This is a genomic window from Burkholderia aenigmatica (assembly GCF_902499175.1).
Classification (GTDB): domain Bacteria; phylum Pseudomonadota; class Gammaproteobacteria; order Burkholderiales; family Burkholderiaceae; genus Burkholderia; species Burkholderia aenigmatica.
This window is the reverse complement of record NZ_CABVQC010000068.1, coordinates 13764-38439: the sequence shown is the minus strand read 5'-3', so window position 1 is coordinate 38439 and position 24676 is coordinate 13764. Positions and strand designations below refer to the sequence as shown.

Here is a 24676-nt window from a genome sequence, read left to right as displayed (position 1 = left end):
TCAGCCTCCGAGAAACGCGACGATCAGGCGGTTCACGTCAGCGGCCGCCTCCATCTGCACCATGTGCCCGCTGCCGGCGATCACCTCGGCACGCACGCCGTCCGGCAGGCCCTGCGCGTGCTGCGCGGGGATCACCTGGTCGCGCTCGCCCCAGATCACGAGCGTGCGCGGCGCAAGTGCCGCGAGCCGGTCGCGGAACACACGCCGCTGTGCGGCGCCATCGAACGCGGCATGCGCGATCTTCTCAAGCGCGGCCTGCACGCCTTCGAGCCGCTTGTACTTGACCAGATCCTCGACGAGTTGCCGCGTGACCAGCGCGTTGTCCGCGAACAGCGCGCCGAGGTGCGGCTTCAGCGTGTTGCGGCTGTTGCCGGCGACGAAGCCGTCGATGTAAGCGCGGTTGATGTCGGTGCCGAGCCCCGCGCTCGCAATCAGCGTCAGCGACGCGACGCGTTGCGGTGCGCGCTCGGCCGCCGCCATCGCGACCGCGCCGCCCATCGAATGGCCGATCAGGTGGGCTTGGTCGATGCCCTTCGCATCGAGCAGCGCGAGCACCGCGTCGGCCAGTTCGTCGAGGCTGCCCGTCTCGACCACCTTGCCCGATTCGCCGTGACCGGGCAGGTCGAGCGCCCACACCGGCCGGTGCGCGGCGAGATCCGCGTGATTGAACAGCCAGTTGTTCAGGTCGCCGCCGAAGCCGTGGATCAGCACGGCGGGCATGCCGTTGCCTTCGCCAAGCTTCAGGAAACGCACCGTCCGGCCGCCGATCTGCGCCTTTTCGGGCTGCGGGCCTGCCGCTTCGTCAGTGGCCGCGCTCGGCACGAAATCGCGCTGGAAATCGGCGATTGCCGCATCGATGTCCGCATCGCTCGCGTCGGTGGCCGCGACGACGCCGAGCAGCGCGCCGACCGGCAGCGTCTCACCTTCCTGCGCGACCTGCCGGCGCAGCGTGCCGTCGAACGCGCATTCGACGCCCGACGAGATCTTGTCGGTCTCGACGTCGAGCACTTCGTCGCCCTTCGTCACGCGTTCGCCGATCGCCTTCAGCCAGCCGTTGACCTGCCCCTGCTCCATCGACAGCCCCCACTTGGGCATCGTGATCATGTGAATCGACATCGTGTCAGCTCCTCGTCTTCAGGACCGCCTGCGCAATCGCATCGGCGGACGGGATATACAGGTCTTCCAGCACGCTCGCGAACGGCGTGGGCGTATGCGGCGCGGTCACCAGCTCGATCGGCGCCTTCAGCGCATGGAACGCGCGTTGTGCGACGAGCGCGGCGATGTCGGTCGCGATCGAGCAGCGCGGGTTCGCTTCGTCGACGACCACCACACGCCCGGTGCGCTCCGCGCTTTCGAGGATCGTTTCCTCGTCGAGCGGCGACGTCGTGCGCAGGTCGATCACGTCGACCTGGATGCCGTCCTTCGCGAGCTTCACGGCCGCGTCCATCGCGAGGTGCACCATGCGGCCGTAGGTGACGATCGTCGCGTCGTCGCCGTCGCGCATCACGTTCGCTTCACCGAACGGAATCGCATAGGACTCCTCCGGCACATCGCCTTCGCGGGTATAGAGCAGCTTGTGTTCGAGGAAGATCACCGGATCGTTGTCGCGGATCGCCTGGATCAGCAGCCCCTTCGCGTCGTACGGCGTCGACGGGCACACGACCTTCAGCCCCGGAATGTGCGTGAACAGCGACGTGAGCATCTGCGAATGCTGCGCGGCCGCGCGCAAGCCGGCGCCGTACATCGCGCGGATCACGACCGGCGTCACGGCCTTGCCGCCGAACATGTAGCGGAACTTGGCGGCCTGGTTGAAGATCTGGTCGAAGCACACGCCCATGAAATCGATGAACATCAGCTCCGCGACGGGCCGCATCCCGCACGCGGCCGCGCCGACCGCCGCGCCGATGTAGCCGCCTTCGGACAGCGGCGTATCGAGCACGCGGCCCGGAAATTTGTGGAACAGCCCCTTCGTCACGCCGAGCACGCCGCCCCACGCGTCGTCCTCGCCCGGCGCGCCCGCGCCGCCTGCATTGTCTTCGCCCATCACGATCACGCTGTCGTCGCGTGCCATTTCCTGCGCGAGCGCCTCGTTGATCGCCTGCGAATAAGTGATCTTCCTTGCCATGTCTGTCTCCTGGAATGTTCGGTTCGCCGTGTCGGCCGCGGTGTCAGACCGCGCTCACGGGTACGACACGTAGACGTCGGCCAGCAGGTCGGCCGCGTCGGGCAGCGGCGCAGCCTTGGCCTGCGCGACCGCATCGTCGATCAGCGACTTCACCTGCGCATCGACCGCGCGCAGATCGGCGGTCGTCAGCGCTTCGGCACGCACGACGCGCGTTTCGAAATGCTTCAGGCAGTCCTTCTCGTCGCGCAGCCTCTGCACCTCGCCGGGTGCACGATACGTTTGCGCATCGCCTTCGAAGTGGCCGAAATAGCGCGTGAGCTTCACCTCGACGAGCGTCGGGCCGCCGCCGTTGCGCGCGCGCTCGACGGCCTCGCCGAGCGCTTCGTGCACCGCGAAGAAGTCGAAGCCGTCGACGATCACGCCCGGCATCCCGAACCCGTTCGCGCGATCGGCGATGTTGTCGGTCGCGACCGACCAGCTCGACGACGTCGCTTCCGCGTAGCCGTTGTTTTCGGCAACGAAGATCGCGGGCAGCCGCCACACCGACGCGAGGTTCATCGATTCGAAGATCACGCCCTGGTTCGACGCGCCGTCGCCGAAGAAGCACACGCCGACCCCGCCGGTCTTCTTGTGCTTCGCCGCGAGCGCCGCGCCGCAGACGAGCGGGCCGCCCGCACCGACGATCCCGTTGGCGCCGAGCATCCCCATCGACAGGTCGGCGATGTGCATCGAGCCGCCCTTGCCGTGGCAGACGCCCGTCTTCTTGCCGTAGATCTCGGCCATCATCCCGTGCACGTCCACGCCCTTCGCGATGCAATGGCCGTGGCCGCGGTGGGTGGTCGCGACGTAGTCGTCGAGGCCGAGGTGCAGCATCGTGCCGACCGCGGACGCCTCCTCGCCCGCGTATAGGTGAACGAAACCGGGGATCTCGCCGGTCGCGAATTCGACGTGCAGGCGTTCCTCGAATTCGCGGATCGTGCGCATCAGCCGGTAGGCGTCCAGCAGCTTGTCCCTGCTGAGCTGTGTCGAAGCTGTCATGTGTGTCTCCTGGGTAGGTCTGACTGCGAATGCCGCCTCGGCCGGGCCGCGGCGACGGATTGTTCGGCCCGCGGCCGTCAGTGGAACGTGAAGCCGCCGTCGACGTTCACGGCCTGGCCCGTCACGTTGTCCATCGTCGCGAAGAACAGCGCGAGCCGGCCCATGTCTTCCGGCGTCTGCGCGCGGCCCTGCGGGATCAGCGTCAATTGGTGCCGCTGCCACGACTCCTCGACCGATTCGCCGTCGGTCTTCCATTCGTCGGACAGCCGGTCCCACATGTAGGTGCGCACGATGCCGGGGCAGATCGCGTTGACGGTCACGCCGTCGCGCGCGAGCTCCTTCGCGAGCGCGTTCGTGAAGCCGACGACCGCGAATTTCGACGCGCTGTAATGCGCGAGATTCGGAAAGCCTTCCTTGCCGGCGATCGACGCGACGTTGATGATCCGGCCGCGACCCTGCGCCTTCAGATGCGTGAGCGCCGCGCGGCAGCCGAGGAACGTGCCCTTCGCGTTCACGTCCATCACGAAATCCCAGTCGCGCTCGGTCAGCTCGGCAACCGGATGAATGCTGATCACGCCCGCGCAGTTCACTAGGATGTCGAGCCGGCCGAGGTCGGCGAGCGCCTGTGCGACCATCGCGTCGACCTGTGCGGCTTGCGTGACGTCGACTTTCGCGACCGTCGCCCGGCGGCCGAGCGCACGTATCTCGCGCGCGGTGGCGTCGAGTGCGTCGTCGAGCAGATCGGCCAGCAGGATGTCGGCGCCCGCGCCGGCGAGCGTCAGTGCAATGCCTCGGCCGATACCGCGCGCGCCGCCCGTGACGATGGCGACCTGTCCTTCGAGTGAAGCTGTCATGGCGATGTCTCCTTGATGATCGTTATGGATGCCGAAATTCCTCTCGGCAAAATGGTGTCTCAATAGCGCCACTCGCCGGCCTCGCGCAGCAATTGGCGTGACGACGCGTAGCGCAGCGTGCGGCCGACGTCGACCGTCAGCGGCCCACGCCAGTCGAGCGAGATCTCGTAGCGATCGCCACGCGCGACTTCGATCTCGCGTTCGCCGTCGAACGCGAGCGTGCCGCGCTCGAACGGGATCGTCTGCCACGCGCCAGGCTCGAGCCGCTCGCAACTGCGCATCACGACGCGATCGACACGGCCCGGCGCAATCGGCGCGACGAGCGGCGTGCCGGCCGTCTTGCCTTCGGCCGCGAAGCGCATCGCGAGCCCGTGCGGCGCGCTGCGTTCGAGCGGCGCCCACGCGCCGCCGAGCGCGGACAGGCCGATCCCGTCCGGTTCCGCAAACGTCAGGTAGAGCGAATCGATGTCGTCGGATCCCGAGATCGCGCGGGCACCGATGAAGCGCTGTCGCGCGGCGCACACGTCGACGAGCGCGATCTCCTCGCGCCCCGGCTGCGCGCCCGCCACGCAGCGCACGACGAGCCGCTTGTTGCGCGTGAACGCGACTTCGGCCGGCACGGCGCCGGTCGCGGCGAGCCCTGCCGCGACGCCCGCGACGGTGGCTTCGCGATGTTCGGGAAACGCGTTGTTGGTGCCGGTGGACAGTGCGACGAGCGGCGTCGCGCCGCAGTGCGCGGCAACCGCGCGATGGGTGCCGTCGCCGCCGAGCACGACGATCAGCGCGACTTCCATCCGGTGCAGGTACGCGGCGCCGGCCTGTGTATCGGCGACGGTATCGGTGATCGGCAGGTCGACGAATTCGACCTCGGGCCAACGCTCGTGCGGCGCGACCGCACGATGCGTGTCGATCGCGCGCAGCAGCAGCGTCGCGATGCCCGTGCGGTCGCGCAGCGTCAGCACGCGCTCGACGCCCATCGCGCCGAGGCCGGCCAGCAGGCGCACGATCATGTTCGCCTTCTCCGCCGTGGGAAACACGGAGGCATGCGTCGTGAGGCGGCGGATGTCGCGCCCCGATGCGGGGTTCGCGATCACACCGACGGTAACGGGCGTCGTCACGGGTTCGTCTCCATCCAGTTGGCCGGCCGCGGTGCATAGGCGTGCGCCGCGGCCCTGCCTGTCTCGTCCGCTGCCATCGCCGGGCGGCGGATCGTCGTCATCGACGCGACCGCGCCGACTTGCCCGTGATCTCTGCAAGCGGCGTGCCATCGTGCATGCGATGAACGTGAAACCCTTGTGAATGCTGGAGCGGCCGGTATGCACGCGTTCTTGATTCGATGCTGGAAGGACGGCGTGCGCGGCAATTCGGCCTGTTCGTCTCACATCGCCGATGCGACCAAACGACCACCGCGGCGCCAGTGCAAGCGCACCGTTCCGCCCGCAAGCCCCGCCATATCGCGGCGCCGCGCATGCCGCGTCATGCCCGACGACCGCCACGTGTCGCAGATGAGCGCGTCTCAACGACACGAGACGGCCCGCGATACCGGTGAGACGAACGTCTCACGCCCGCTGCGTGCTGCGATGCAATGTGATCCGCCGAGCGGGATGTGCTACAAGAACATCGCATTCCCCGCAGTACGGAACCGGAGCCGACCATGCCCTACGCCGTCCCCCAGGCCCAGCACGCCGACCGTGTGCTCGGCGCGCTCGCCGGACGCCTGCCCGCGCCGGCCGATTCCACGCGCCTCGTGTCGTCGTGGCAACGATCGCTGGAGCGCTACCGTCTCGACCCCGCTTCGTCGATCGGCCCGCGCGTGCTGACCGCGGCCGAGCTGCGCGAAGTGCGCGACAAGGAGGAAGCCTTCCTGCGCGCGTCGGGCCAGTGCCTGACGCGGCTGCACGACATGATTCGCGTCGCCGACTACTGCGTGATGCTGACCGATGCGCATGGCGTGACGATCGACTACCGGATCGACCGTGAACGCCGCAACGACTTCCGCCACGCGGGGCTGCACATCGGCTCGTGCTGGTCGGAAAGCGAGGAAGGCACCTGCGGTGTCGCGAACGTGCTGACCGATCTCGCGCCGATCACCGTGCACAAGACCGATCACTTTCGCGCGGCGTTCACGACGCTCACCTGCAGCGCGGCGCCGATCTTCTCGCCGTGCGGCGAACTGATCGGCGTGCTCGACGCGTCGGCCGTTCATTCGCCCGACGGCCGCGACAGCCAGCGTCTCGTCTATCAGCTCGTGCGGCAGAGCGCGGCACTGATCGAGGACGGCTACTTCGTGCACAGCACCGCGCAGCACTGGATCCTGTTCGGGCATCCGAATCGTCACTACGTCGAAGCGCAACCCGAGTGGCTGATCGCGTTCGACGAATGCGGCAATATCGTCGCCGCGAACCGGCAGGCGCGCGACGCGCTGCCGGCACTGCGCGAACCGCGCCATATCGACGAGATCTTCGACGCAACCGAGATGCCGCTGCGCGATGCCGCGCGGCTCGATACCATCGTCGCGCTGCGGCTGCGCGCGACCGGCGCGCCGCTCTATGCGCGGCTGCGTGCGCCGCTACGGCGCATCGGCCGCGAACCCGGCACGGCCACGCGCCGCCCGGGCACCGCGCAACGCCACGTCGGCGCGCTGACGCCGTTCCTGAACAGCAGCGACTCACATATCGCGCAGCAAGCCGAACTCGCACTGCGGGTCGCGAGCAAGCGGCTGCCGATTCTCGTGCTCGGCGAAACCGGTGCGGGGAAGGAAGTGTTCGCGCGCGCGATCCACGACGCCGGTGCGCGGCGCGCGCGGCCGTTCGTCGCGGTCAACTGCGGCGCGCTACCGGAAGCGCTGATCGAGAGCGAATTGTTCGGCTATGCGGCCGGCGCGTTCACCGGGGCGCGCAAGCACGGCGCGCGCGGCAAGATCGCACTCGCCGACGGCGGCACACTGTTCCTCGACGAAATCGGCGACATGCCGCTCGCGCTGCAGACGCGCCTGCTGCGCGTGCTCGCCGACGGCGAAGTCGTGCCGCTAGGCAGCGATACGCCCGTACGTGTCGATCTCGACGTGATTTGCGCGACGCACCGCGATCTCGCGCAGATGGTGGCCGACGGCACGTTCCGCGAGGATCTGTACTACCGGCTGAGCGGCGCGACGTTCGAACTGCCGCCGCTGCGCGAGCGCGCCGACGTGCGCGACGTGATTGCCGCCGTGTTCGCCGAGGAGGCGCAGGCCACCGGCCACGTGCTGACGCTCGATGCAACGCTCGCCGAACAGCTTGCCGCGTACCCGTGGCCCGGCAACGTGCGGCAGTTGCGCAACGTGCTGCGCTATGCGTGCGCGGTGTGCGACGCCGCGCGCGTCACGCGGCATGACCTGCCGGCCGATATCGCCGCGCAACTCGGTGGCATGGCGCCCGGCACGCTGCCCGACGACGAACGCGGCCGTATCGTCGCGGCGCTCACCGCGCACCGCTGGCGGCCCGACGCGGCCGCGCAGGCACTCGGCATCTCGCGCGCGACGCTGTACCGGCGTATCGCGAAACACCGGATCGTCGCGCCGCACCGCGCGTGACGCGCCGCCGGCGCGTCTACCGCTCATGACGCATGCGCCGCCGCTTCACGCGCGTTCGCGGTGTCACCCGACTTGCTGGCCGCTTCGGCTTCGTCGCGCCGCACGAACACCTCGTGCGCGGCGAACAGCGCGTTGAGCGCGGCCGGAAAACCCGCATAGACAGCCATCTGCATGAACACCTCGACGATCTCGTCGCGCGTGCAGCCGACGTTCAGCGCAGCCTCGATATGCACTTTGAGTTGCGGCTGCGCGTTGCCGAGCGCGGCCAGCGCCGCGATCGTCGCAATTTCGCGCGCTTTCAGGTCGAGCTGCGGCCGGCTGTAGATGTCGCCGAAACCGAATTCGACCAGCAGCCGCCCGAAGTCCGGCGCGATCGGCGCGAGCGCCGCGATCACGCGCTCGCCCACTTCGCCGTCGATTTCCTTCAGTTTGTTCCAGCCGCGCGTGTAGCGGTCTTCAAAGAGTCGTTCCATTGTGTCCGTCCTGTTCCGAGGGAGAGTGAGAAGGTTTCGCCCGTCGCGCCGCATCCCGCTCCTGTGCCTCGTAGTAAGCGATCTTGTCGCTGATGACGTCGAGGCTCGCCTGCAGCTCCGCGATATGCGCGCGCACCGCGTCGCGATGCGTGACCAGCAGGTCGCGCCGCGCACCGAAGGTCGGCTCGCCTTGCGCGCGCAGCGCCGCGAATGCCTGCATCTGCGCGATCGGCATGCCGGTCGCCTTCAGGCGCATCACGAAGGCCAGCCAGTCAAGGTCGGCCGGTGCATAGAGCCGGTGCCCGGCCGCCGTGCGCGAAATCGCGCGCAGCAGGCCGGCCTGCTCGTAGTACCGCAGCGTATGCGTCGACAGGCCGGTCATTTCGGCGACCTGGCCGATCGTCAGCGGGCCGGCGGAGGAAGGTTGGGATACGGTTTTCGACATGGCAGGAACAAGGTTAGGAGTTAGAGTTCACTCTAAGTCAAGCCCTGTCGAACAGCCAGTGCGACGATCATCGGCGACACCCCGGCGACACCGTAAACAATGGTCAAAATCGCCGCGCGGCGCGGGCTTCGGTCTTTACAGCGCCGCAAGCCTTCAGCAAGATTCGGTCAGCCTGTCTTAAAAAGGGCACGCATTTGTCCTATGCTTAACGGCGACGCCCGGCCGCGCCTCGTCCCGCCGTCCGTTGCAACAGCCATTCATCCGTCAGAACCAGGGAGCCTTTGCCATGCTGAAGAAGCTGCTGATGCTGTTCGTCGCGCTATCGCTGTCGCTCGCCGCAGGCCTCGCCGCGGCCGTCGAAGTCAACTCGGCTGACCAGGCCACGCTCGAATCCGTGAAGGGTCTCGGGCCCGTGAAGTCGAAGGCGATCATCGACGAACGCACCAAGAACGGCCCGTTCAAGGACGCGGACGATCTCGCGAACCGCGTCAAGGGCCTCGGCACGAAGTCGGTCGGGCATCTCGAAGAAAACGGTCTGACGATCGGCGGCTCGTCGACGCCGCCGAAGGGCGTGAAGCTGTCGAAGCCGGCCGCAACGACCTCGGCGACCACGTCGGCCACGACGTCGGCGGGCACCGCGTCGACCTCCACGACCGCGACGGCCGGCACGACGGCCACCGCACCGGCACCGGCGGCAAGCGCGCCGGATACGGCGGCGAAGCCGGCCAAGGCCAAGCGCATGACGAAGAAGGAAAAAGCGGCTGCAGCAGCGGCAGCATCCGCCGATGCGGGTGCGAGCGCACCGGCCGCAGCATCGTCGACGAAAGCGACGAAGGGTTCCAAGAAGAAAAGCAAGAAGGACAAGGCAGCCTCCGCCGCCGCGGCGTCGGGCGCCTGATATGCGCCGCGCGCGCGACGGCGTGCGCGCGGCATTCGTTCAACGGGCGCCCACTGCGTGGCGCCCTTTTCAGTAAAGGTGAAGAACCATGGGTCTCCTCGACATCGTTGGCGGTCTGATCGGCGGCCAGGCCGGCGGCAACTCGCAAAGCGCGCTGATCACGACCGCGCTCGAATTCATCAACAACCAGCCGGGCGGCCTGAACGGCCTGATCGAGAAGTTCAAGGCCGGCGGCGCCGGCGACATCATCGGCTCGTGGGTCGGCAACGGCCAGAACCAGCCGATCTCGCCGGACGCGCTGCAGAACGTGCTCGGCTCGGACGCGATCGGCGCGCTCGCGAGCAAGTTCGGTGTCGATCCGTCGATGGCCTCGACCGTGCTCGCGCAGGTGCTGCCGCACGTCGTCAACCACGCGACGCCGGACGGCGCCGTGCCGGCCGACGGCCAGGCGCAGGTCGACCCGTCGAACGTGCTCGGCTCGCTGTCGCAGATCGCCGGCATGTTCGGCGGCAACAAGCAGGGCTGACGCGCCGCGTCGTTGCGACGCTCCATAGGCAAACACCCCGCCGAGGCGGGGTGTTTGTTTTTGCGCGCCCGGTGCGAACCGGGCGGCGGCCAATGACCTGCGATCAGTGAACGACGCGGTCGAACACGAACTTGCCGTCGTGGACGTCGACCGGAATCACGTCCTTCGGACCGAAGCGGCCCGCGAGGATGAGCTTCGCGACCGGGTTCTCGATCTCCTGCTGGATCGCGCGCTTCAGCGGACGCGCACCGAACAGCGGATCGTAGCCGACCTTGCCGATCTGTTCGAGCGCCGCTTCCGACACGTCGAGCGCCATGTCGAGCTTCGCGAGCCGTTCGTGCAGGCGCGCGAGTTGGATCTTCGCGATCGATTCGATGTTGCTGCGGTCGAGCGCATGGAACACGACGACGTCGTCGATCCGGTTCAGGAACTCGGGGCGGAAATGCTGCTTCACCTCGAGCCACACCGCGTCCTTGATCTCTTCCTGCGGCGCACCCGTCATCGCCTGGATCACCTGCGAGCCGAGGTTCGACGTCATCACGATCACCGTGTTCTTGAAGTCGACCGTGCGCCCCTGCCCGTCCGTCATGCGGCCGTCGTCGAGCACCTGCAGCAGCACGTTGAACACGTCCGGATGCGCCTTCTCGATCTCGTCGAGCAGGATCACGCTGTACGGCTTGCGGCGCACGGCTTCCGTCAGGTAGCCGCCTTCCTCGTAGCCGACATAGCCCGGCGGCGCGCCGATCAGCCGCGCAACGCTGTGCTTCTCCATGAACTCGCTCATGTCGATGCGGATCAGGTGCTCTTCCGAATCGAACAGGAACGACGCCAGCGCCTTGCACAGCTCGGTCTTGCCGACACCCGTCGGGCCGAGGAACAGGAACGAGCCGTACGGACGGTTCGGATCGGCGAGACCCGCACGCGAACGGCGGATCGCATCGGCCACCGCACTGATCGCCTCGTGCTGGCCGACCACGCGCTCATGCAGCTTTTCCTCGATGTGCAGCAGCTTCTCGCGCTCGCCCTGCATCATCCGCGACACCGGAATCCCGGTCGAACGCGACACGACTTCCGCGATTTCCTCGGCGCCGACCTGCGTGCGCAGCAGACGCGGACGCGTCGGGTTGTGCTGCTCCTGCTCTTCGGCCTGCGTAACCTGCTTCAGTTGCGCCTCGAGCTGCGGCAGCTTGCCGTACTGCAGCTCGGCAACCTTCTCCAGCTTGCCGTCACGCTGCAGCCGCGCGATGTCCGCACGCACCTTCTCGATTTCTTCCTTGAGCTGCGCGCTGCCCTGCACCGCGGCCTTCTCGGCGGTCCAGATCTCCTCGAGGTCCGCATATTCGCGGCCGAGGCGGTCGATCTCTTCCTCGATCAACTGCAGGCGCTTCTGCGACGCTTCGTCCTGCTCCTTCTTCACGGCTTCGCGCTCGATCTTCAGCTGGATCAGACGACGGTCGAGCTTGTCCATCTCTTCGGGCTTCGAATCGATTTCCATCTTGATCTTCGAAGCGGCTTCGTCGATCAGGTCGATGGCCTTGTCGGGCAGGAAGCGGTCGGTGATGTAGCGGTGCGACAGCTCGGCCGCGGCGACGATCGCCGGGTCGGTGATGTCGACGCCGTGGTGCAGTTCGTACTTCTCCTGCAGCCCGCGCAGGATCGCGATCGTCGCCTCGACGCTCGGCTCGTCGACGAGCACCTTCTGGAAGCGACGCTCGAGCGCGGCATCCTTCTCGATGTACTTGCGGTATTCGTCGAGCGTGGTCGCGCCGATGCAATGCAGCTCGCCGCGCGACAGCGCCGGCTTCAGCATGTTGCCCGCATCCATCGCGCCTTCGGCCTTGCCCGCGCCGACCATCGTGTGGATTTCGTCGATGAAGACGATCGTCTGGCCTTCGTCCTTCGCGATGTCGTTGAGTACCGCCTTCAGGCGCTCCTCGAATTCACCGCGATACTTCGCGCCTGCGAGCAGTGCGGCCATGTCGAGCGACAGCACGCGCTTGCCCTTCAGCGTCTCGGGCACTTCGCCGTTGACGATCCGCTGCGCGAGCCCTTCGACGATCGCGGTCTTGCCGACGCCCGGCTCGCCGATCAGCACCGGGTTGTTCTTGGTGCGGCGCTGCAGGATCTGGATCGACCGGCGGATTTCGTCGTCGCGGCCGATCACCGGATCGAGCTTGCCCGCACGGGCGCGCTCGGTCAGGTCGACCGTGTATTTCTTCAGTGCCTCGCGCTGGCTTTCCGCGTCCTGGCTGTGCACCTGCGAGCCGCCGCGCACTGCGGCGATCGCGGCTTCCAGCGCCTTGCGCGTGAGGCCGTGCTGGCGCGCGAGTTTGCCGGCGTCGCCCTTGTCGTCGGACACGGCGAGCAGGAACATCTCGCTCGCGATGAACGTGTCGTTGAGCTTCTGCGCTTCCTTGTCGGCCTGGTTCAGCAGCCCGGCCAGTTCACGGCCGATCTGGATGTCGCCGCCCGTGCCCGTCACTTGCGGCAGGCGCGAGATGGCCTCGTTCAGCGCGCCTTGCAGCGCCTGAATGTGAACGCCCGCGCGCGACATCAGCGAGCGGGCGGAGCCGTCCTGCTGCGCGACCAGCGCCGCGAGAACGTGAACGGGTTCGATGTATTGATTGTCGCGGCCTGCCGCGAGGCTTTGCGCGTCCGCGAGTGCTTCCTGGAACTTGGTGGTGAGCTTGTCGATTCTCATTTAGTCGAGACCTCCAATTTTCGATTAACACCAAGATGAGGATGGTTATGCGGCTTTCAAGCGAAATTCGGGTTGATTCAGCGCAAAAATCGATGGATGTCCCTGAAGCGGCCTTGGGACGGACCACGGCCGGATCGCAACGCGCGGCGCGTGCTTGTCAGCCCGCCGTCGACGGCGGCTCGACGGATGCGGCCGCTTCTTCCGTCACGACACGCACGCGCACGGCCGGACGGATGCCGAGCAATGCGACGAGCGGCTCAGCGTGTTCGACCAGCTCGCCGAGCGTGTGACGGTCGAGTTCGGCGAAGAACGCATCGCGCGCGGCCGCCAGCACACCCTTCAGGCGGCACTGCGGCTCGATCACGCAGCCGCGCGACTCGCCCTCGGCCGCGAAGCAGCCGACCAGCGCGAAATCGTTCTCGGTCGCGCGCACGACCTGGCCGACGGTCAATTGCAGCGATTCGGGGAACAGCCGCAGCCCGCCGTTGCGGCCGCGAACGGTGTCGACCCATCCGAGCTCGCCGAGCTGCTGCACGACTTTCATCAGATGGTTCTTCGAGATGCCGTAGGCATCCGAGATCTCCTGGATCGTCGCGAGTCCGTCGCCGCGCACGGCAAGGTACAGCATCACGCGAAGCGAATAGTCGGTGTAGTCGGTGAGTCTCATTGGCGAATACGGAAAAGATCGATCATGCCCCGATTACGTGAGCCGGGCCGATCGGGATGCGCACGGGGCCGACTAGCGGCCCTGTTCCGCGGCCCCGGGTTGCCGGGATGGCGCGCGCGCAATAAGATTCATGACATCTACACGTTTTTCAGGGGGTGTTGGACGCTATTTTGCGTCAAAATCCGGCCGGCGTCCTCCACGATGCCCGCGCCGCCACCCCGTCGTTGCCCCTCTCTCCCGGCCCTTTTGCCATGACCGTCCTGCCCGCCTCGCCCGATACCGCACCGGCCCGCCCTCGCGACACCGAGCCGACCGAAGAGAACATTCGCGATCTCGTCTACGCGTTCTACGACCGCGTACGCGCCGATCCGCTGCTCGGGCCCGTGTTCGACGCGAAGCTGGCCGGCCGCTGGGACGACCACCTGCCGAAGATGGTCACGTTCTGGTCGAGCCTCGTGCTCGGCACCAAGGGCTATCGCGGCAACGTGCAGCAGGCGCACCAGCCGCTCGACGGGATCGAGCCGGCCCATTTCAGCCGCTGGCTGTCGCTGTTCCTGAAGACCGTCGAGACGCGCTACGCGCCGCCCGCGGCGATCCGCTTCATGGAACCCGCACTGCGGATCGCGCAGAGCCTGCAGTTGAGCCGGTTCGGCTGGGACTACCAGATTCCGCCCGAGCAGCAGGCGCTGCTCGACGCGATCGCGCCGCGCCGTCGCGACGCGGGCGACGATCCGCACGCGTTGCCGTCGCGTGCCCGCGGCGAGCCGTTTCCGACGAAGATCATCGGGCGCAGCACCGACCCGGACGCGTAACGGGTAGCCGCCACGCGCGACCCTTGCGCGCATGTGGCATCTCGCCGCACGACGCAGGCGCCACGCTCAGCGCCGCGTGTTGCCCGATTCGATGCCCCAGCGCGCGAGCGCGGCATCGTCGGTGCTGCGCGCATCGACCCAGCGCTCGCCATCCGGCGTGGTTTCCTTCTTCCAGAACGGCGCTTCGGTCTTCAGGTAGTCCATCACGAACTCGCACGACGCGAACGCATCGCCGCGGTGCGACGCAACCGTCGCGACCATCACGATCTGGTCGAGCGGCAAAAGCCTGCCGACGCGATGCACGATCGCGACGTCGGTGCCCGGCCAGCGCCGGCCGGCCTCGGCGGCGATCTTCTCGAGCGCCTTCTCGGTCATTCCCGGATAGTGCTCGAGCTCCATCGCGGCCACCGAATCGCCTTCGTTCAGGTCGCGCACCGTGCCGACGAAGCACGCGACCGCGCCGATCTTCGGGTTGCGCGCGCGCAATGCCGCGACTTCGGCGTTCAGATCGAAGTCGTCCGTCTGGATTCGTACCGTTGCCATCGCCGGTGCCTCAACCGCCCGTCACCGGCGGAAAGAACGCGACTTCGCAGCCCTCGGTGAGCCGCGTGTCGGGATCGGTCATCTCGTGATTGCACGCCATGCGCAGGGCGCGCCCTTCCGCGAGCGTCTCGGCCCACGCACCGCCGCGCACGCGCAGCCACGCGCGCACGTCGCCCACGGTCGTGACGCTGTCCGGCACTTCGGCCTGTTCGTCGGCAACACCCAGTGCCTCGCGCACGCTTGCAAAAAATTTCAGCTGAATCTTCATGGTTCGGGAAGCCGCCGGGTTACGACAGCAGTTCGGAAAACGGAATGAAACGCACGGTCTCGCCGGCGCTGATCGCGTGCTGCGGCGGATTGTCGATCAGACCATCGCCCCACACCGTCGACGTCAGCACCGCCGAGCTCTGGTTCGGGAACAGGTCGAGGCCGCCCGCCGCGTTCACGCGCGCACGCAGGAATTCGTTGCGCCGGTCGCCCTTGCTCTGCGAGAAATCGGCGCGCAGCGACAGCGCGCGCGGCGCAACGTCGCGCACGCCGGACAGGCGCAGCAGGAACGGCCGCACGAACAGCAGGAACGTGACGAAGCTCGACACCGGATTGCCGGGCAACCCGATGAAATGCGCATCGGGGCGTTCATCGCCGCGGCGCACCGCGCCGTATGCAAGCGGCTTGCCGGGCTTCATCGCGATCTGCCACAGCGCGAGCCGCCCTTCGGCCTCGACGGCCGGCTTCACGTGATCCTCATCGCCGACCGACACGCCGCCGCTCGTCAGGATCACATCGTGATCGCGTGCGGCCTCGCGCAGCGTATCGCGCGTCGCGGCGAGCGAATCGGGCACGATCCCGTAGTCGGTCACGTGGCAGCCGAGCCGCTCCAGCAGCCCGCGCAGCGTGAAGCGGTTCGAGTTGTAGATCGCGCCGGGCTTCAGCGGCTCGCCCGGCATCGTCAGCTCGTCGCCGGTGAAGAACACCGCGACGCGAATCCGCCGCGCGACCGGCAACTGCGCACAGCCGACCGATGCGGCCAGGCCGAGCGCCTGCGGCGTGAGCCGCGTACCGGCCGGCAGGATCACCGAGCCCTGCCGGATATCCGCGCCCTGCGCGGTGATCCATTCGCCGGCCTTCGGCGTGTGCAGGATCTCGACCGCATCGCCGTCGGCCGACGCCTGCTCCTGCATCACGACGGCGTCGGCGCCGGGCGGCACCGTCGCGCCGGTGAAGATCCGTGCGGCCGTGCCGGCTGCGAGCGGCGCGGCCGGATGCCCGGCCGGAATACGCTGCGACACCGGCAGGCGCCGATCGCCATGCAGCAGGTCGGCGACGCGCACTGCATAGCCGTCCATCGCACTCGTATGCATCGGCGGCACGTCGAGCGGCGAGCTCACGTCGGCCGCCAGCACGCGGCCGAGCGCGTCGAGCGTAGCGACGGTTTCGGTGCCGGGCAACGGCTTCGCGGCCTCGAGCAGTGCGGCGAGCGCCTCGGCGGTCGACAGCATCGGCGCGCGCGGCGCCGCGGGATTCGGGTTCGACATCGATGGAATCGGGGATCGTGGGATGCAATACGTCATTGTAGCGACGCCGTCGCGCGGGCGCGCGATATGGCGGACATGCGGAAACTGTGATTCGCGCGAACGCGCGGGTCTGGCACTTGTTTCGCGCGCGGTACGGCGGCAATCGCGCGGCAGCGACCAAACGAAACGGCCGGAACCCCGATCCGTTCGACGAATCGGCATTCCGGCCGTCCTGCGCAGCCGGGCCCGCGGCCCGGCCGTGCGTCATGCGCCCGTATGGGTCGCGATGAAGTCCTTCACCTGCTGCGCGTCGGCCTTCACGACCTCGAAGCGCTGCGGCAGCGCCTCGAGCCCGTCGAATGCAGCCGGACGCTCGGCTTCGCGATCGAGCGCTTCACGGATCGTCTCGCCGAACTTGATCGGCTGCGCCGTCTCGAGCACGACCATCGGCACGCCTGCGTCGAGATGCTCGCGCGCGACCTTCACGCCGTCGGCCGTGTGCGTATCGATCATCGTGTCGTAGCGCGAGAACACGTCGCGGATCGTCGCAATGCGGTCGATGTGGCTGCTGCGGCCCGACACGAAGCCGAACTCGGCGACGCGCGCGAAATCGCCGCTCGCCGCGAGATCGAAGCCGCCCTTCTCCTCGACGTCGCGGAACAGCTGCATCACGCGCGCCGGATCGCGGCCGAGCAGGTCGAACACGAAGCGCTCGAAGTTCGATGCCTTCGAGATGTCCATGCTCGGGCTGCTCGTGTGATAGGTGTTCTCGGCGCTGCGCACGCGGTATGCGCCGGTGCGGAAGAACTCGTCGAGCACGTCGTTCTCGTTGGTCGCGACCACCAGCTTCGCGATCGGCAGCCCCATCATCCGCGCGATGTGGCCCGCGCAGACGTTGCCGAAGTTGCCCGACGGCACCGTGAACGACACGCGCTCGTCATTGGATTGGGTCGCCGCGAAGTAACCCTTGAAGTAGTACACGACCTGCGCGACGACGCGCGCCCAGTTGATCGAGTTGACCGTGCCGATCTTCTGCTGCGCCTTGAACGCGTGATCGTTCGACACGGCTTTGACGATGTCCTGGCAATCGTCGAACACGCCTTCGACCGCGAGGTTGAAGATGTTCGGATCCTGCAGGCTGAACATCTGCGCCGTCTGGAACGCGCTCATCTTCTTGTGCGGCGACAGCATGAACACGCGCACGCCGGCCTTGCCGCGCATCGCGTATTCGGCCGCGCTGCCGGTGTCGCCGGACGTCGCGCCGAGAATATTCAGCGTTTGCCCGTGCTTCGCGAGCGTGTACTCGAACAGGTTGCCGAGCAGCTGCATCGCCATGTCCTTGAACGCGAGCGTCGGGCCATTCGACAGTTCGAGCAGCGAGATCGGCGCGCCGTTTTCGGTCCCGAGCGTCTTCAGCGGCGTGATGTCGGCTGCATTCTCGCCGTGGCGCGTGTTGCTGTACACGTCGGCCGTGTACGTGCGGCGCGTGATCGCGCGCAGGTCGTCGGCCGGCACGTCGTCGCAGAACTTCGACAGGATCTCGAACGCGAGATCCGCGTACGACAGCGTGCGCCAGCGTGCGAGCTCGTCGGCGGACACCTGCGGATACTCGGTCGGCAGGTAGAGCCCGCCGTCCTTCGCGAGACCGCCGAGCAGGATGTCGGAGAACGTGTGGCGCTCGCCGATGCCGGCGCCGCGCGTGGAGATGTAGTTCATGTCGTCCTCAGCTCAGTTCAGCGCTTCCATGCGCAGCTTCGTCACCTTCGATACCACCGTCTCGAGGCTCTCGATTTGCGCGATCGCCGCATTCACGTTCTTCTCGAGCGTGACGTGCGTGATCAGGATGATGTCGGTTTCGCCGTTCGCGTCGTCGACCTGCTCCGATTCCTTCTGCAGCAGCGCGTCGATCGAGATGCCCGACGCAGCAAGGATGCGCGTGATGTCGGCCAGCACGCCCGTCTGGTCGGCGACGCGCAGGCGCAGGTAATAGCCGCTCGTCACTTCCTCGATCGGCAGGATCGGCGTGTTCGACAGGCTGTCGGGCTGGAACGCGAGATGCGGCACGCGGTGCTCGGGGTCCGCCGTGTGCAGGCGCGTGACGTCGACGAGATCCGCGACCACGGCCGATGCGGTCGGCTCCGCGCCCGCGCCCTTGCCGTAGTACAGCGTCGTGCCGACCGCGTCGCCGTGCACGACGACCGCGTTCATTGCACCCTCGACGTTCGCGAGCAGGCGCTTCTCCGGGATCAGCGTCGGGTGCACACGCAGCTCGATGCCGTTTTCGGCACGGCGCGTGATGCCGAGCAGCTTGATCCGGTAGCCGAGCTCTTCCGCGTAGCGGATGTCGGTCGCGTCGAGCTTGCTGATGCCCTCGACGTACGCGCGGTCGAACTGCACCGGCACGCCGAACGCGATCGCGCTCATGATCGTCGCCTTGTGCGCGGCGTCGACGCCTTCGATGTCGAAGGTCGGATCGGCTTCCGCGTAGCCGAGCTCCTGCGCGGCCTTCAGCGCGGTCGCGAAGTCGAGCCCGCGGTCGCGCATTTCCGACAGGATGTAGTTGGTCGTGCCGTTGATGATGCCCGCGATGTACTGGATGCGGTTCGCGGTCAGGCCTTCGCGCAGCGCCTTGATGATCGGGATGCCGCCGGCGACGGCCGCTTCGAACGCGACCATCACGCCCTTCGCGCGCGCGGCCTCGAAGATCTCGGTGCCGTGCACCGCGAGCAGTGCCTTGTTGGCCGTCACGACATGCTTGCCGTTCGCGATCGCGCGCAGCACGAGCTCGCGCGCGATGCCCGTGCCGCCGATCATCTCGGCGACGATTGCGATCGACGGATCATCGACGACTGCGTTGAAATCGTCGGTGATCTGCGCGGCGCCGGCGTCGCCGCCGAGCGCAGCCAGCGCCTTGGCCGGGTTGCGCACCGCAATGCGCGTCACCTCGATGCCGCGCCCCGCGCGTCGCTTGATTTCTTCCTGGTTGCGGCCCAGCACCGTGAAGGTGCCGCTGCCTACCGTGCCGAAGCCCAACAGGCCAACTTTGATCGGTTCCATGCTGCGTGTGATCGATGAGTAAAAAGAATAGGTTTCGTCCGGGCTGCCGCTTACGCCGTATGGCGCTTGCGATAGCCGTCGAGGAAGCGTGCGATCCGGTTGATCGAATCGGTCAGATCGTCGAGGTTCGGCAGGAAGACCACGCGGAAGTGGTCCGGCGTCGTCCAGTTGAAGCCCGTGCCCTGCACGAGCAATACGCGCTCCTCGAGCAGCAGGTCGAGAATGAACTGCTGGTCGTTCTGGATCGGATAAAGCTTCGGGTCGAGGCGCGGGAACATGTACAGCGCGGCCTGCGGCTTCACGCAGGTCACGCCCGGGATCGACGTGAGCATGTCGTACGCGAGTTCGCGCTGCTTGTACAGGCGCCCGCTCGGCACGATCAGCTCGTTGATGCTCTGGTAGCCGCCGAGCGCCGTCTGGATCGCGAACTGCCCGGGCACGTTCGCGCACAGGCGCATCGACGACAGGATGCCGAGCCCCTCGAGATAGTCCTTCGCGTGCCGGCGGTTGTCGCCGCCCAGGCCCGACACGGCCATCCAGCCCGCGCGGTAGCCGCACGAGCGATAGCTCTTCGACAGGCTGTTGAACGTGACGGTGATCACGTCCTCCGACAGCGAGCCCAGCGCCGTGTGCTCGAGGCCGTCGTAGACGATCTTGTCGTACACCTCGTCGGCAAACACGATCAGCCCGTGCTGGCGCGCGATCGCGAGCAGTTCGAGCAGCAATTCGTCTGAATAAAGCGCACCCGTCGGGTTGTTCGGGTTGATCACGACGATCGCCTTCGTGTTCGGCGTGATCTTGCGGCGGATGTCGTCGAGATCGGGCATCCACGCGTTCTGCTCGTCGCAGATGTAATGCACCGGCGTGCCGCCCGACAGGCTGACCGCCGCCGTCCACAGCGGGTAGTCGGGCGCGGGCAGCAGCACTTCGTCGCCGTCGTTCAGGAGCGCCTGGGTCGCCATCACGATCAGCTCGGACGCGCCGTTGCCGATGTAGATGTCGTCGAGGCCGACGCCCACGACGCCCTTTTCCTGCGTGTAGTGCATCACGGCCTTGCGCGCCGAGAACACGCCCTTCGAATCCGAATAGCCGGACGACGTCGGCAAATTGCGGATCATGTCCTGGATGATCTCGTCCGGCGCGTCGAAACCGAACGGCGCGAGGTTGCCGATGTTCAGCTTGATGATGCGGTGGCCTTCTTCCTCGAGGCGCTTCGCGTGCTCGAGCACCGGGCCACGGATGTCGTAGCAGACGTTGAGCAGCTTGTTCGACTTCTGAATCGGTTTCACGACGACACGGTTCCTGGGTTGGCCTTGCGGCCGGGGGGACGGGATCAAAACTGGAAAGCGGCCGGTCTGTGCGCGCTGTCTAGACTGGGAAAAAGCGGGCGGTCGGGCGCGGCTTGTGGCGACGCGCGACGCAAGTGGCGCCCGGGGGCGACCAAAAAGTTATAATTTAGCGGATTTTGGCCGACTTTCGCAATGCACCATAGCCGCGCCGGGGCCGCGCCGTCAGGCGCCCCGCGTGCTCAGGCAAGCGAAACCGGCCATCCGGGCCCGTGTGGCCCTGCACCACATTCCCCTACGGAACCGCGGAATACCGATTTGAAATTGCACCAGGACGCGAGCGGCGCGCTCAACACCGTCACCGGCTACGGCCCCGATTATGTCGACGTCAATCTCGAACGCCATGAAACGAGCGTCATCGTACTGCCCGGCGCGCCGGTCCAGGTATGGCCCGTGTCGTCGTTCGACGCGCTCGCGCCCGAGCATTTCGCGATGCTGCTCGACCCGACGCCCGAACTCGTGATCTTCGGCAGCGGCGCGCGGCTGCGCTTCCCGCACCCGCGGCTCGTCGCGGCGCTCACCGCGAAGCGGATCGGCGTCGAGACGATGGATTTCCAGGCTGCCTGCCGCACCTACAACATCCTGATGGCCGAAGGCCGCAAAGTCGCCGCCGCGCTCTTAATTGAACGTTAATCCCCGATGCGGTAAAACTCGGGCCGGCGCAGCGGGTCGATCCTCCGGATCGGCCCGGCCAGGCCGCCCGCCCCCGGCGCAACCCGCCGGCGGCCCGTCACAATAACCAACAGGCTGAAAATCCATGAACGATACGCCGTCGAGGCTACCGCTCAATCGCATCACGCTCGTCCTCCTCGTCATCGCGCTCGCGATCGTCTGGTTCGCGCCGCTCGGGCTGCGCCACCTGATCCCGAGCGACGAGGGCCGCTACGCGGAAATGGCGCGCGAGATGTTCGTCACCGGCGACTGGATCACGCCGCGCTACAACGGCTACAAGTACTTCGAGAAGCCGCCGCTGCAGACCTGGATGAACGCGCTCACGTTCGCGTGGTTCGGCATCGGCGAATGGCAGGCCCGCCTCTACACAGCTGTCGCCAGCTTCGCCGGCATCCTGCTGGTCGGCTTCACCGGCGCGCGCCTGTTCAACCCGCTGTCGGGCTTCCTTGCGGCCGTCGTACTCGCGTCGTCGCCGTACTGGAACCTGATGGGCCACTTCAACGCGCTCGACATGGGGCTGGCGTTCTGGATGACGCTGTCGCTGTGCTCGCTGCTGCTCGCGCAGCGGCCCGGGCTGCGCCCGGCCGCGGCGCGCGGCTGGATGTGGGCATGCTGGGCCGCGATGGCGTTCGCCGTGCTGTCGAAGGGCCTCGTCGGCCTGATCCTGCCGGGCGCCGTGCTGGTGCTCTACACGCTGATCGCGCGCGACTGGGCGCTGTGGAAGCGCCTGTACCTGGTGAGCGGCCTCGTGATCTTCTTCGCGATCGTCACGCCGTGGTTCGTGCTCGTCCAGCAGCGCAACCCCGAGTTCTTCAACTTCTTCTTCATCGTCCAGCAGTTCCGCCGGTATCTGACCCCGGAACAGAACCGCCCGGGCCCGCTCTACTACTTCGTGCCCGTGCTGCTGGTCGGCTTCCTGCCGTGGCTGTCGGTCGCGTGGCAGAGCATCCGCCATGCGCTGCGGATGCCGCGCCAGCCGAACGGCTTCTCGCCGATGCTCGTGCTGCTGATCTGGAGCGCATTCATCTTCCTGTTCTTCAGCGCGTCGCATTCGAAGCTGATCTCGTACGTGCTGCCGGTGGCGCCGGCCCTCGCGCTGATCATCGGCGCGTACCTGCCGCTGATGAGCGCCGACCGGTTCCGCCGCCACCTGCTCGGCTACCTCGTGTTCCTCGTCGTCGCGGCATTCGGGATCATCGCCCTCGCGTACCTGGGCGATGCCCGCACGCCGAACGCGCTGTACCGCGCGTTCCAGATGTGGCTGTACGCAGGCCTCGCGGTCGCGGCCGCCCTGACGCTCGCGGCCGCATGGCTGAACCGTCGCGCGAGTGTGGCTGCCGCGCTCGCCGTGTTCGGCGCCGCCTGGTTCGCGTTCGGCACGATCGGCGGCACCGGCCACGACGAATTCGGCCGCTACAGCTCGGGCGCGCTGCTCGCGCCCGCGGTACGCGCCGAACTCGCGAAGCTGCCGGCCGACACGCCGTTCTACTCGATCGAGATGCTCGATCACACGTTCCCGTTCTATATGGGCCACACGACGATCATGGTCCAGCGCCAGGACGAGCTCGCGTTCGGGATCTCGATGGAGCCGAACAAGTGGGTTCCGACCGTCGACGAGTGGATCACGCGCTGGAAACAGGAAACCCATGCGCTCGCGATCATGCCGCCCGGCCAGTACGACACCCTGGTCAAGCAAGGCGTGCCGATGCGCGTGATTGCGCGCGACAACCGCCGCGTGATCGTCGAGAAACCGCAATCGTAAGGACGCCTGCCGCATGAATCCCGTTTCGTTCGTCTGCATCATCACCGGCGTGATGCTCAACGCCTGTGCGCAACTTCTGCTGAAAGCCGGCGTCAACGCTGTTGGACACTTCGAATTCAGCCGTGCGAACATCATCCCGGTCGGCCTGAAGATCGCGACCCAATTGCCGATCATCGGCGGCCTCGGCTGCTACGTGCTGAGCGTCGTGGTCTGGATCCTCGGGCTGTCGCGGGTCGACGTGTCGATCGCGTACCCGATGCTGTCGCTCGGCTACGTCGTCAACGCATTCGCGGCCTGGTACCTGTTCGGCGAAGTGCTGTCGGTCCAGCGGCTCATCGGCATCGGCATCATCCTGATCGGCGTACTGGTGCTCGCGCGAAGCTGAGCAGGCCCGCCGCGTTAAGCGCCCGCCTACAAAAAATCACGGTGCGATTCCGCCAACCGGTGTCTAATGCCGGTTTCGGCCGGGACCGCCCGACCCTTTTATTACACGCCATTACAGGCCAAAGCGTACATGAGCCAGACTACCGCTCCGTTTCTGCCGTTCACCCGCCCCGAGATCGATGAGGAAACCATCCAGGGCGTCGTCGAAGTGCTGCGCTCGGGCTGGATCACCACCGGCCCGCAGAGCCAGAAATTCGAAGCGGCGCTGTCCGAATACTGCGGCGGCCGTCCGGTCCGCGCGTTCAACTCGGGCACCTGCACGCTCGAGATCGGCCTGCGCATCGCGGGCGTCGGTGCCGGCGACGAGGTGATCACGACGCCGGCGTCGTGGGTCTCGACCAGCAACGTGATCATCGAAACCGGCGCGACGCCCGTGTTCGCCGACATCGATCCCGTCACGCGCAACATCGACCTCGACAAGCTCGAGCAGGCGATCACGCCGCGCACGAAGGCGATCATCCCCGTGTTCCTGTCCGGCCTGCCGGTCGACATGGACCGCCTGTACGCGATCGCACGCGCACACAAGCTGCGCGTGATCGAGGATGCGGCGCAGGCGTTCGGCTCGACGTGGAACGGCAAGCGCATCGGCGCGATCGGCGACATCGTGTCGTTCAGCTTCCACGCGAACAAGAACCTGACGACGATCGAAGGCGGCGCCCTCGTGCTGAACAACGAGGAAGAAGCGACGCTCGCGCAGAAATACCGGCTGCAGGGCATCACGCGCACCGGCTTCGACGGGATGGACTGCGACGTGCTCGGCGGCAAGTACAACCTGACCGACGTCGCCGCGCGCGTCGGCCTCGGCCAGTTGCCCCACCTCGAGCGCTTCACCGCGCAGCGCCGCGCGCTCGCGCGCGCGTATTTCGCCGCGTTCGACGGCAGTGCGGCCGTGAAGCTCGGCGTCGGCCTGCCGATCGCCGAATTCGAGAACGGCAACTGGCACATGTTCCTGATCACGCTGCCGCTCGAACGGCTGACGATCTCGCGCGCCGAGTTCATGGCGCAGCTGAAGGAACGCGGCATCGGCACCGGCATCCACTACCCAGCGATCCATCTTTTTACGCTGTACCGTGCGCGCGGCTTCAAGGAGGGCATGTTCCCCCACGCCGAACGGTACGGCGCGTCGACCGTCACGCTGCCGCTCTTCACACAGATGACGGAAGGCGACGTGCGTCGCGTGGTCGACGCCATCAACCAGATTTGCGAACAATACGGAAAATAAGCGTAC

23 protein-coding genes are annotated in these 24676 nt (G+C 67.1%); 8 read left to right on the top strand and 15 right to left on the bottom strand.

All coding sequences use genetic code 11. The features are described 5' to 3' along the window. From BDO18943_RS34200 to BDO18943_RS34180, 5 genes are all read right to left on the bottom strand, one after another. Window positions 1-1116: an acetoin dehydrogenase dihydrolipoyllysine-residue acetyltransferase subunit gene (locus tag BDO18943_RS34200; RefSeq protein WP_175025749.1), complete on the bottom strand. Its 1116-nt coding sequence runs from the start codon at window positions 1114-1116 to the stop codon at window positions 1-3. Between the two features lie 4 nt (window positions 1117-1120). Then, window positions 1121-2125, bottom strand: a complete 1005-nt coding sequence (locus tag BDO18943_RS34195; RefSeq protein WP_175025748.1) for an alpha-ketoacid dehydrogenase subunit beta — start codon at window positions 2123-2125, stop codon at window positions 1121-1123. Window positions 2126-2179: 54 nt separating this feature from the next. Further along, on the bottom strand, window positions 2180-3163 hold the full coding sequence (locus BDO18943_RS34190) for a thiamine pyrophosphate-dependent dehydrogenase E1 component subunit alpha (protein ID WP_175025747.1): 984 nt from the start codon (window positions 3161-3163) through the stop codon (window positions 2180-2182). 77 nt (window positions 3164-3240) lie between these two features. Continuing rightward, a complete protein-coding gene (locus tag BDO18943_RS34185; RefSeq protein WP_043188226.1) occupies window positions 3241-4017 on the bottom strand; it encodes an SDR family NAD(P)-dependent oxidoreductase in 777 nt (258 codons plus the stop codon). Between the two features lie 59 nt (window positions 4018-4076). Beyond that, window positions 4077-5135 (bottom strand): ATP-NAD kinase family protein, encoded by a 1059-nt coding sequence (locus BDO18943_RS34180; RefSeq protein ID WP_175025746.1) that lies wholly within the window; start codon window positions 5133-5135, stop codon window positions 4077-4079. Window positions 5136-5671: 536 nt separating this feature from the next. Here BDO18943_RS34180 and BDO18943_RS34175 point away from each other — a divergent pair. Then, window positions 5672-7588 carry a sigma-54-dependent Fis family transcriptional regulator gene (locus BDO18943_RS34175; protein ID WP_175025745.1) on the top strand — a complete coding sequence of 639 codons (1917 nt, stop codon included), beginning with the start codon at window positions 5672-5674 and terminating at the stop codon, window positions 7586-7588. A 23-nt stretch (window positions 7589-7611) separates the two neighbouring features. Here the strand turns inward: BDO18943_RS34175 and BDO18943_RS34170 are convergent, their stop codons facing one another. Next, a complete protein-coding gene (locus tag BDO18943_RS34170) occupies window positions 7612-8061 on the bottom strand; it encodes a carboxymuconolactone decarboxylase family protein (protein WP_175025744.1) in 450 nt (149 codons plus the stop codon). After that, window positions 8045-8506: a MerR family transcriptional regulator gene (locus BDO18943_RS34165; protein ID WP_175025743.1), complete on the bottom strand. Its 462-nt coding sequence runs from the start codon at window positions 8504-8506 to the stop codon at window positions 8045-8047. The genes BDO18943_RS34170 and BDO18943_RS34165 overlap by 17 nt, the downstream gene beginning before the upstream one ends. Window positions 8507-8792: 286 nt before the next feature. Here BDO18943_RS34165 and BDO18943_RS34160 point away from each other — a divergent pair, with 286 nt between their 5' ends. Both BDO18943_RS34160 and BDO18943_RS34155 read left to right on the top strand, forming a co-directional pair. Further along, entirely contained in the window at window positions 8793-9404 is a 612-nt protein-coding gene (locus BDO18943_RS34160; RefSeq protein WP_175025742.1) for a ComEA family DNA-binding protein, read from the top strand. A gap of 88 nt (window positions 9405-9492) precedes the next feature. Next, entirely contained in the window at window positions 9493-9930 is a 438-nt protein-coding gene (locus tag BDO18943_RS34155; RefSeq protein ID WP_043188214.1) for a YidB family protein, read from the top strand. Window positions 9931-10033: 103 nt separating this feature from the next. Here the strand turns inward: BDO18943_RS34155 and clpB are convergent, their stop codons facing one another. Beyond that, window positions 10034-12631 (bottom strand): ATP-dependent chaperone ClpB, encoded by a 2598-nt coding sequence (gene clpB / locus BDO18943_RS34150; RefSeq protein ID WP_043188212.1) that lies wholly within the window; start codon window positions 12629-12631, stop codon window positions 10034-10036. 157 nt (window positions 12632-12788) lie between these two features. Continuing rightward, window positions 12789-13298 (bottom strand): Rrf2 family transcriptional regulator, encoded by a 510-nt coding sequence (locus tag BDO18943_RS34145; protein ID WP_175025741.1) that lies wholly within the window; start codon window positions 13296-13298, stop codon window positions 12789-12791. 251 nt (window positions 13299-13549) lie between these two features. Between BDO18943_RS34145 and BDO18943_RS34140 the strand changes: the two genes are divergently transcribed. Then, window positions 13550-14110, top strand: coding sequence for a group III truncated hemoglobin (locus BDO18943_RS34140; RefSeq protein ID WP_175025740.1), 561 nt, complete (start codon window positions 13550-13552; stop codon window positions 14108-14110). Between the two features lie 66 nt (window positions 14111-14176). On the opposite strand, the gene BDO18943_RS34135 is transcribed toward BDO18943_RS34140, so the two are convergent. From BDO18943_RS34135 to BDO18943_RS34110, 6 genes are all read right to left on the bottom strand, one after another. Continuing rightward, window positions 14177-14653: a molybdenum cofactor biosynthesis protein MoaE gene (locus BDO18943_RS34135; RefSeq protein WP_175025739.1), complete on the bottom strand. Its 477-nt coding sequence runs from the start codon at window positions 14651-14653 to the stop codon at window positions 14177-14179. 10 nt (window positions 14654-14663) lie between these two features. Next, window positions 14664-14921: a molybdopterin converting factor subunit 1 gene (gene moaD, locus BDO18943_RS34130; protein ID WP_175025738.1), complete on the bottom strand. Its 258-nt coding sequence runs from the start codon at window positions 14919-14921 to the stop codon at window positions 14664-14666. A 19-nt stretch (window positions 14922-14940) separates the two neighbouring features. After that, window positions 14941-16188: a molybdopterin molybdotransferase MoeA gene (locus BDO18943_RS34125; RefSeq protein WP_043188201.1), complete on the bottom strand. Its 1248-nt coding sequence runs from the start codon at window positions 16186-16188 to the stop codon at window positions 14941-14943. Window positions 16189-16431: 243 nt separating this feature from the next. Further along, window positions 16432-17883, bottom strand: a complete 1452-nt coding sequence (thrC, locus tag BDO18943_RS34120; RefSeq protein WP_175025737.1) for a threonine synthase — start codon at window positions 17881-17883, stop codon at window positions 16432-16434. Between the two features lie 12 nt (window positions 17884-17895). Next, a complete protein-coding gene (locus BDO18943_RS34115; RefSeq protein WP_043188196.1) occupies window positions 17896-19224 on the bottom strand; it encodes a homoserine dehydrogenase in 1329 nt (442 codons plus the stop codon). Between the two features lie 50 nt (window positions 19225-19274). Next, the gene (locus tag BDO18943_RS34110; RefSeq protein WP_043188194.1) at window positions 19275-20513 is read right to left on the bottom strand and encodes a pyridoxal phosphate-dependent aminotransferase; all 1239 of its coding nucleotides are present in this window, start codon (window positions 20511-20513) and stop codon (window positions 19275-19277) included. 315 nt (window positions 20514-20828) lie between these two features. Between BDO18943_RS34110 and BDO18943_RS34105 the strand changes: the two genes are divergently transcribed. From BDO18943_RS34105 to BDO18943_RS34090, 4 genes are all read left to right on the top strand, one after another. Continuing rightward, window positions 20829-21203 (top strand): Mth938-like domain-containing protein, encoded by a 375-nt coding sequence (locus BDO18943_RS34105; RefSeq protein ID WP_043188192.1) that lies wholly within the window; start codon window positions 20829-20831, stop codon window positions 21201-21203. 124 nt (window positions 21204-21327) lie between these two features. After that, on the top strand, window positions 21328-23004 hold the full coding sequence (locus BDO18943_RS34100; protein ID WP_175025736.1) for a glycosyltransferase family 39 protein: 1677 nt from the start codon (window positions 21328-21330) through the stop codon (window positions 23002-23004). A 13-nt stretch (window positions 23005-23017) separates the two neighbouring features. Continuing rightward, window positions 23018-23389 (top strand): SMR family transporter, encoded by a 372-nt coding sequence (locus BDO18943_RS34095; protein WP_059464372.1) that lies wholly within the window; start codon window positions 23018-23020, stop codon window positions 23387-23389. 129 nt (window positions 23390-23518) lie between these two features. After that, complete coding sequence (locus BDO18943_RS34090) at window positions 23519-24670, top strand: DegT/DnrJ/EryC1/StrS family aminotransferase (protein WP_043188188.1); 1152 nt, start codon at window positions 23519-23521, stop codon at window positions 24668-24670. Window positions 24671-24676 lie beyond the last annotated feature (6 nt).

Bases quoted from the DNA above. Each gene is read 5' to 3' on its own strand.
- BDO18943_RS34200 (WP_175025749.1), bottom strand. From the start codon at position 1,116: ATGTCGATTCACATGATCACGATGCCCAAGTGGGGGCTGTCGATGGAG.
- BDO18943_RS34195 (WP_175025748.1), bottom strand. From the start codon at position 2,125: ATGGCAAGGAAGATCACTTATTCGCAGGCGATCAACGAGGCGCTCGCG.
- BDO18943_RS34190 (WP_175025747.1), bottom strand. From the start codon at position 3,163: ATGACAGCTTCGACACAGCTCAGCAGGGACAAGCTGCTGGACGCCTAC.
- BDO18943_RS34185 (WP_043188226.1), bottom strand. From the start codon at position 4,017: ATGACAGCTTCACTCGAAGGACAGGTCGCCATCGTCACGGGCGGCGCG.
- BDO18943_RS34175 (WP_175025745.1), top strand. From the start codon at position 5,672: ATGCCCTACGCCGTCCCCCAGGCCCAGCACGCCGACCGTGTGCTCGGC.
- BDO18943_RS34170 (WP_175025744.1), bottom strand. From the start codon at position 8,061: ATGGAACGACTCTTTGAAGACCGCTACACGCGCGGCTGGAACAAACTG.
- BDO18943_RS34165 (WP_175025743.1), bottom strand. From the start codon at position 8,506: ATGTCGAAAACCGTATCCCAACCTTCCTCCGCCGGCCCGCTGACGATC.
- BDO18943_RS34160 (WP_175025742.1), top strand. From the start codon at position 8,793: ATGCTGAAGAAGCTGCTGATGCTGTTCGTCGCGCTATCGCTGTCGCTC.
- BDO18943_RS34155 (WP_043188214.1), top strand. From the start codon at position 9,493: ATGGGTCTCCTCGACATCGTTGGCGGTCTGATCGGCGGCCAGGCCGGC.
- clpB (WP_043188212.1), bottom strand. From the start codon at position 12,631: ATGAGAATCGACAAGCTCACCACCAAGTTCCAGGAAGCACTCGCGGAC.
- BDO18943_RS34145 (WP_175025741.1), bottom strand. From the start codon at position 13,298: ATGAGACTCACCGACTACACCGACTATTCGCTTCGCGTGATGCTGTAC.
- BDO18943_RS34140 (WP_175025740.1), top strand. From the start codon at position 13,550: ATGACCGTCCTGCCCGCCTCGCCCGATACCGCACCGGCCCGCCCTCGC.
- BDO18943_RS34135 (WP_175025739.1), bottom strand. From the start codon at position 14,653: ATGGCAACGGTACGAATCCAGACGGACGACTTCGATCTGAACGCCGAA.
- moaD (WP_175025738.1), bottom strand. From the start codon at position 14,921: ATGAAGATTCAGCTGAAATTTTTTGCAAGCGTGCGCGAGGCACTGGGT.
- BDO18943_RS34125 (WP_043188201.1), bottom strand. From the start codon at position 16,188: ATGTCGAACCCGAATCCCGCGGCGCCGCGCGCGCCGATGCTGTCGACC.
- thrC (WP_175025737.1), bottom strand. From the start codon at position 17,883: ATGAACTACATCTCCACGCGCGGCGCCGGCATCGGCGAGCGCCACACG.
- BDO18943_RS34115 (WP_043188196.1), bottom strand. From the start codon at position 19,224: ATGGAACCGATCAAAGTTGGCCTGTTGGGCTTCGGCACGGTAGGCAGC.
- BDO18943_RS34100 (WP_175025736.1), top strand. From the start codon at position 21,328: ATGAACGATACGCCGTCGAGGCTACCGCTCAATCGCATCACGCTCGTC.
- BDO18943_RS34095 (WP_059464372.1), top strand. From the start codon at position 23,018: ATGAATCCCGTTTCGTTCGTCTGCATCATCACCGGCGTGATGCTCAAC.
- BDO18943_RS34090 (WP_043188188.1), top strand. From the start codon at position 23,519: ATGAGCCAGACTACCGCTCCGTTTCTGCCGTTCACCCGCCCCGAGATC.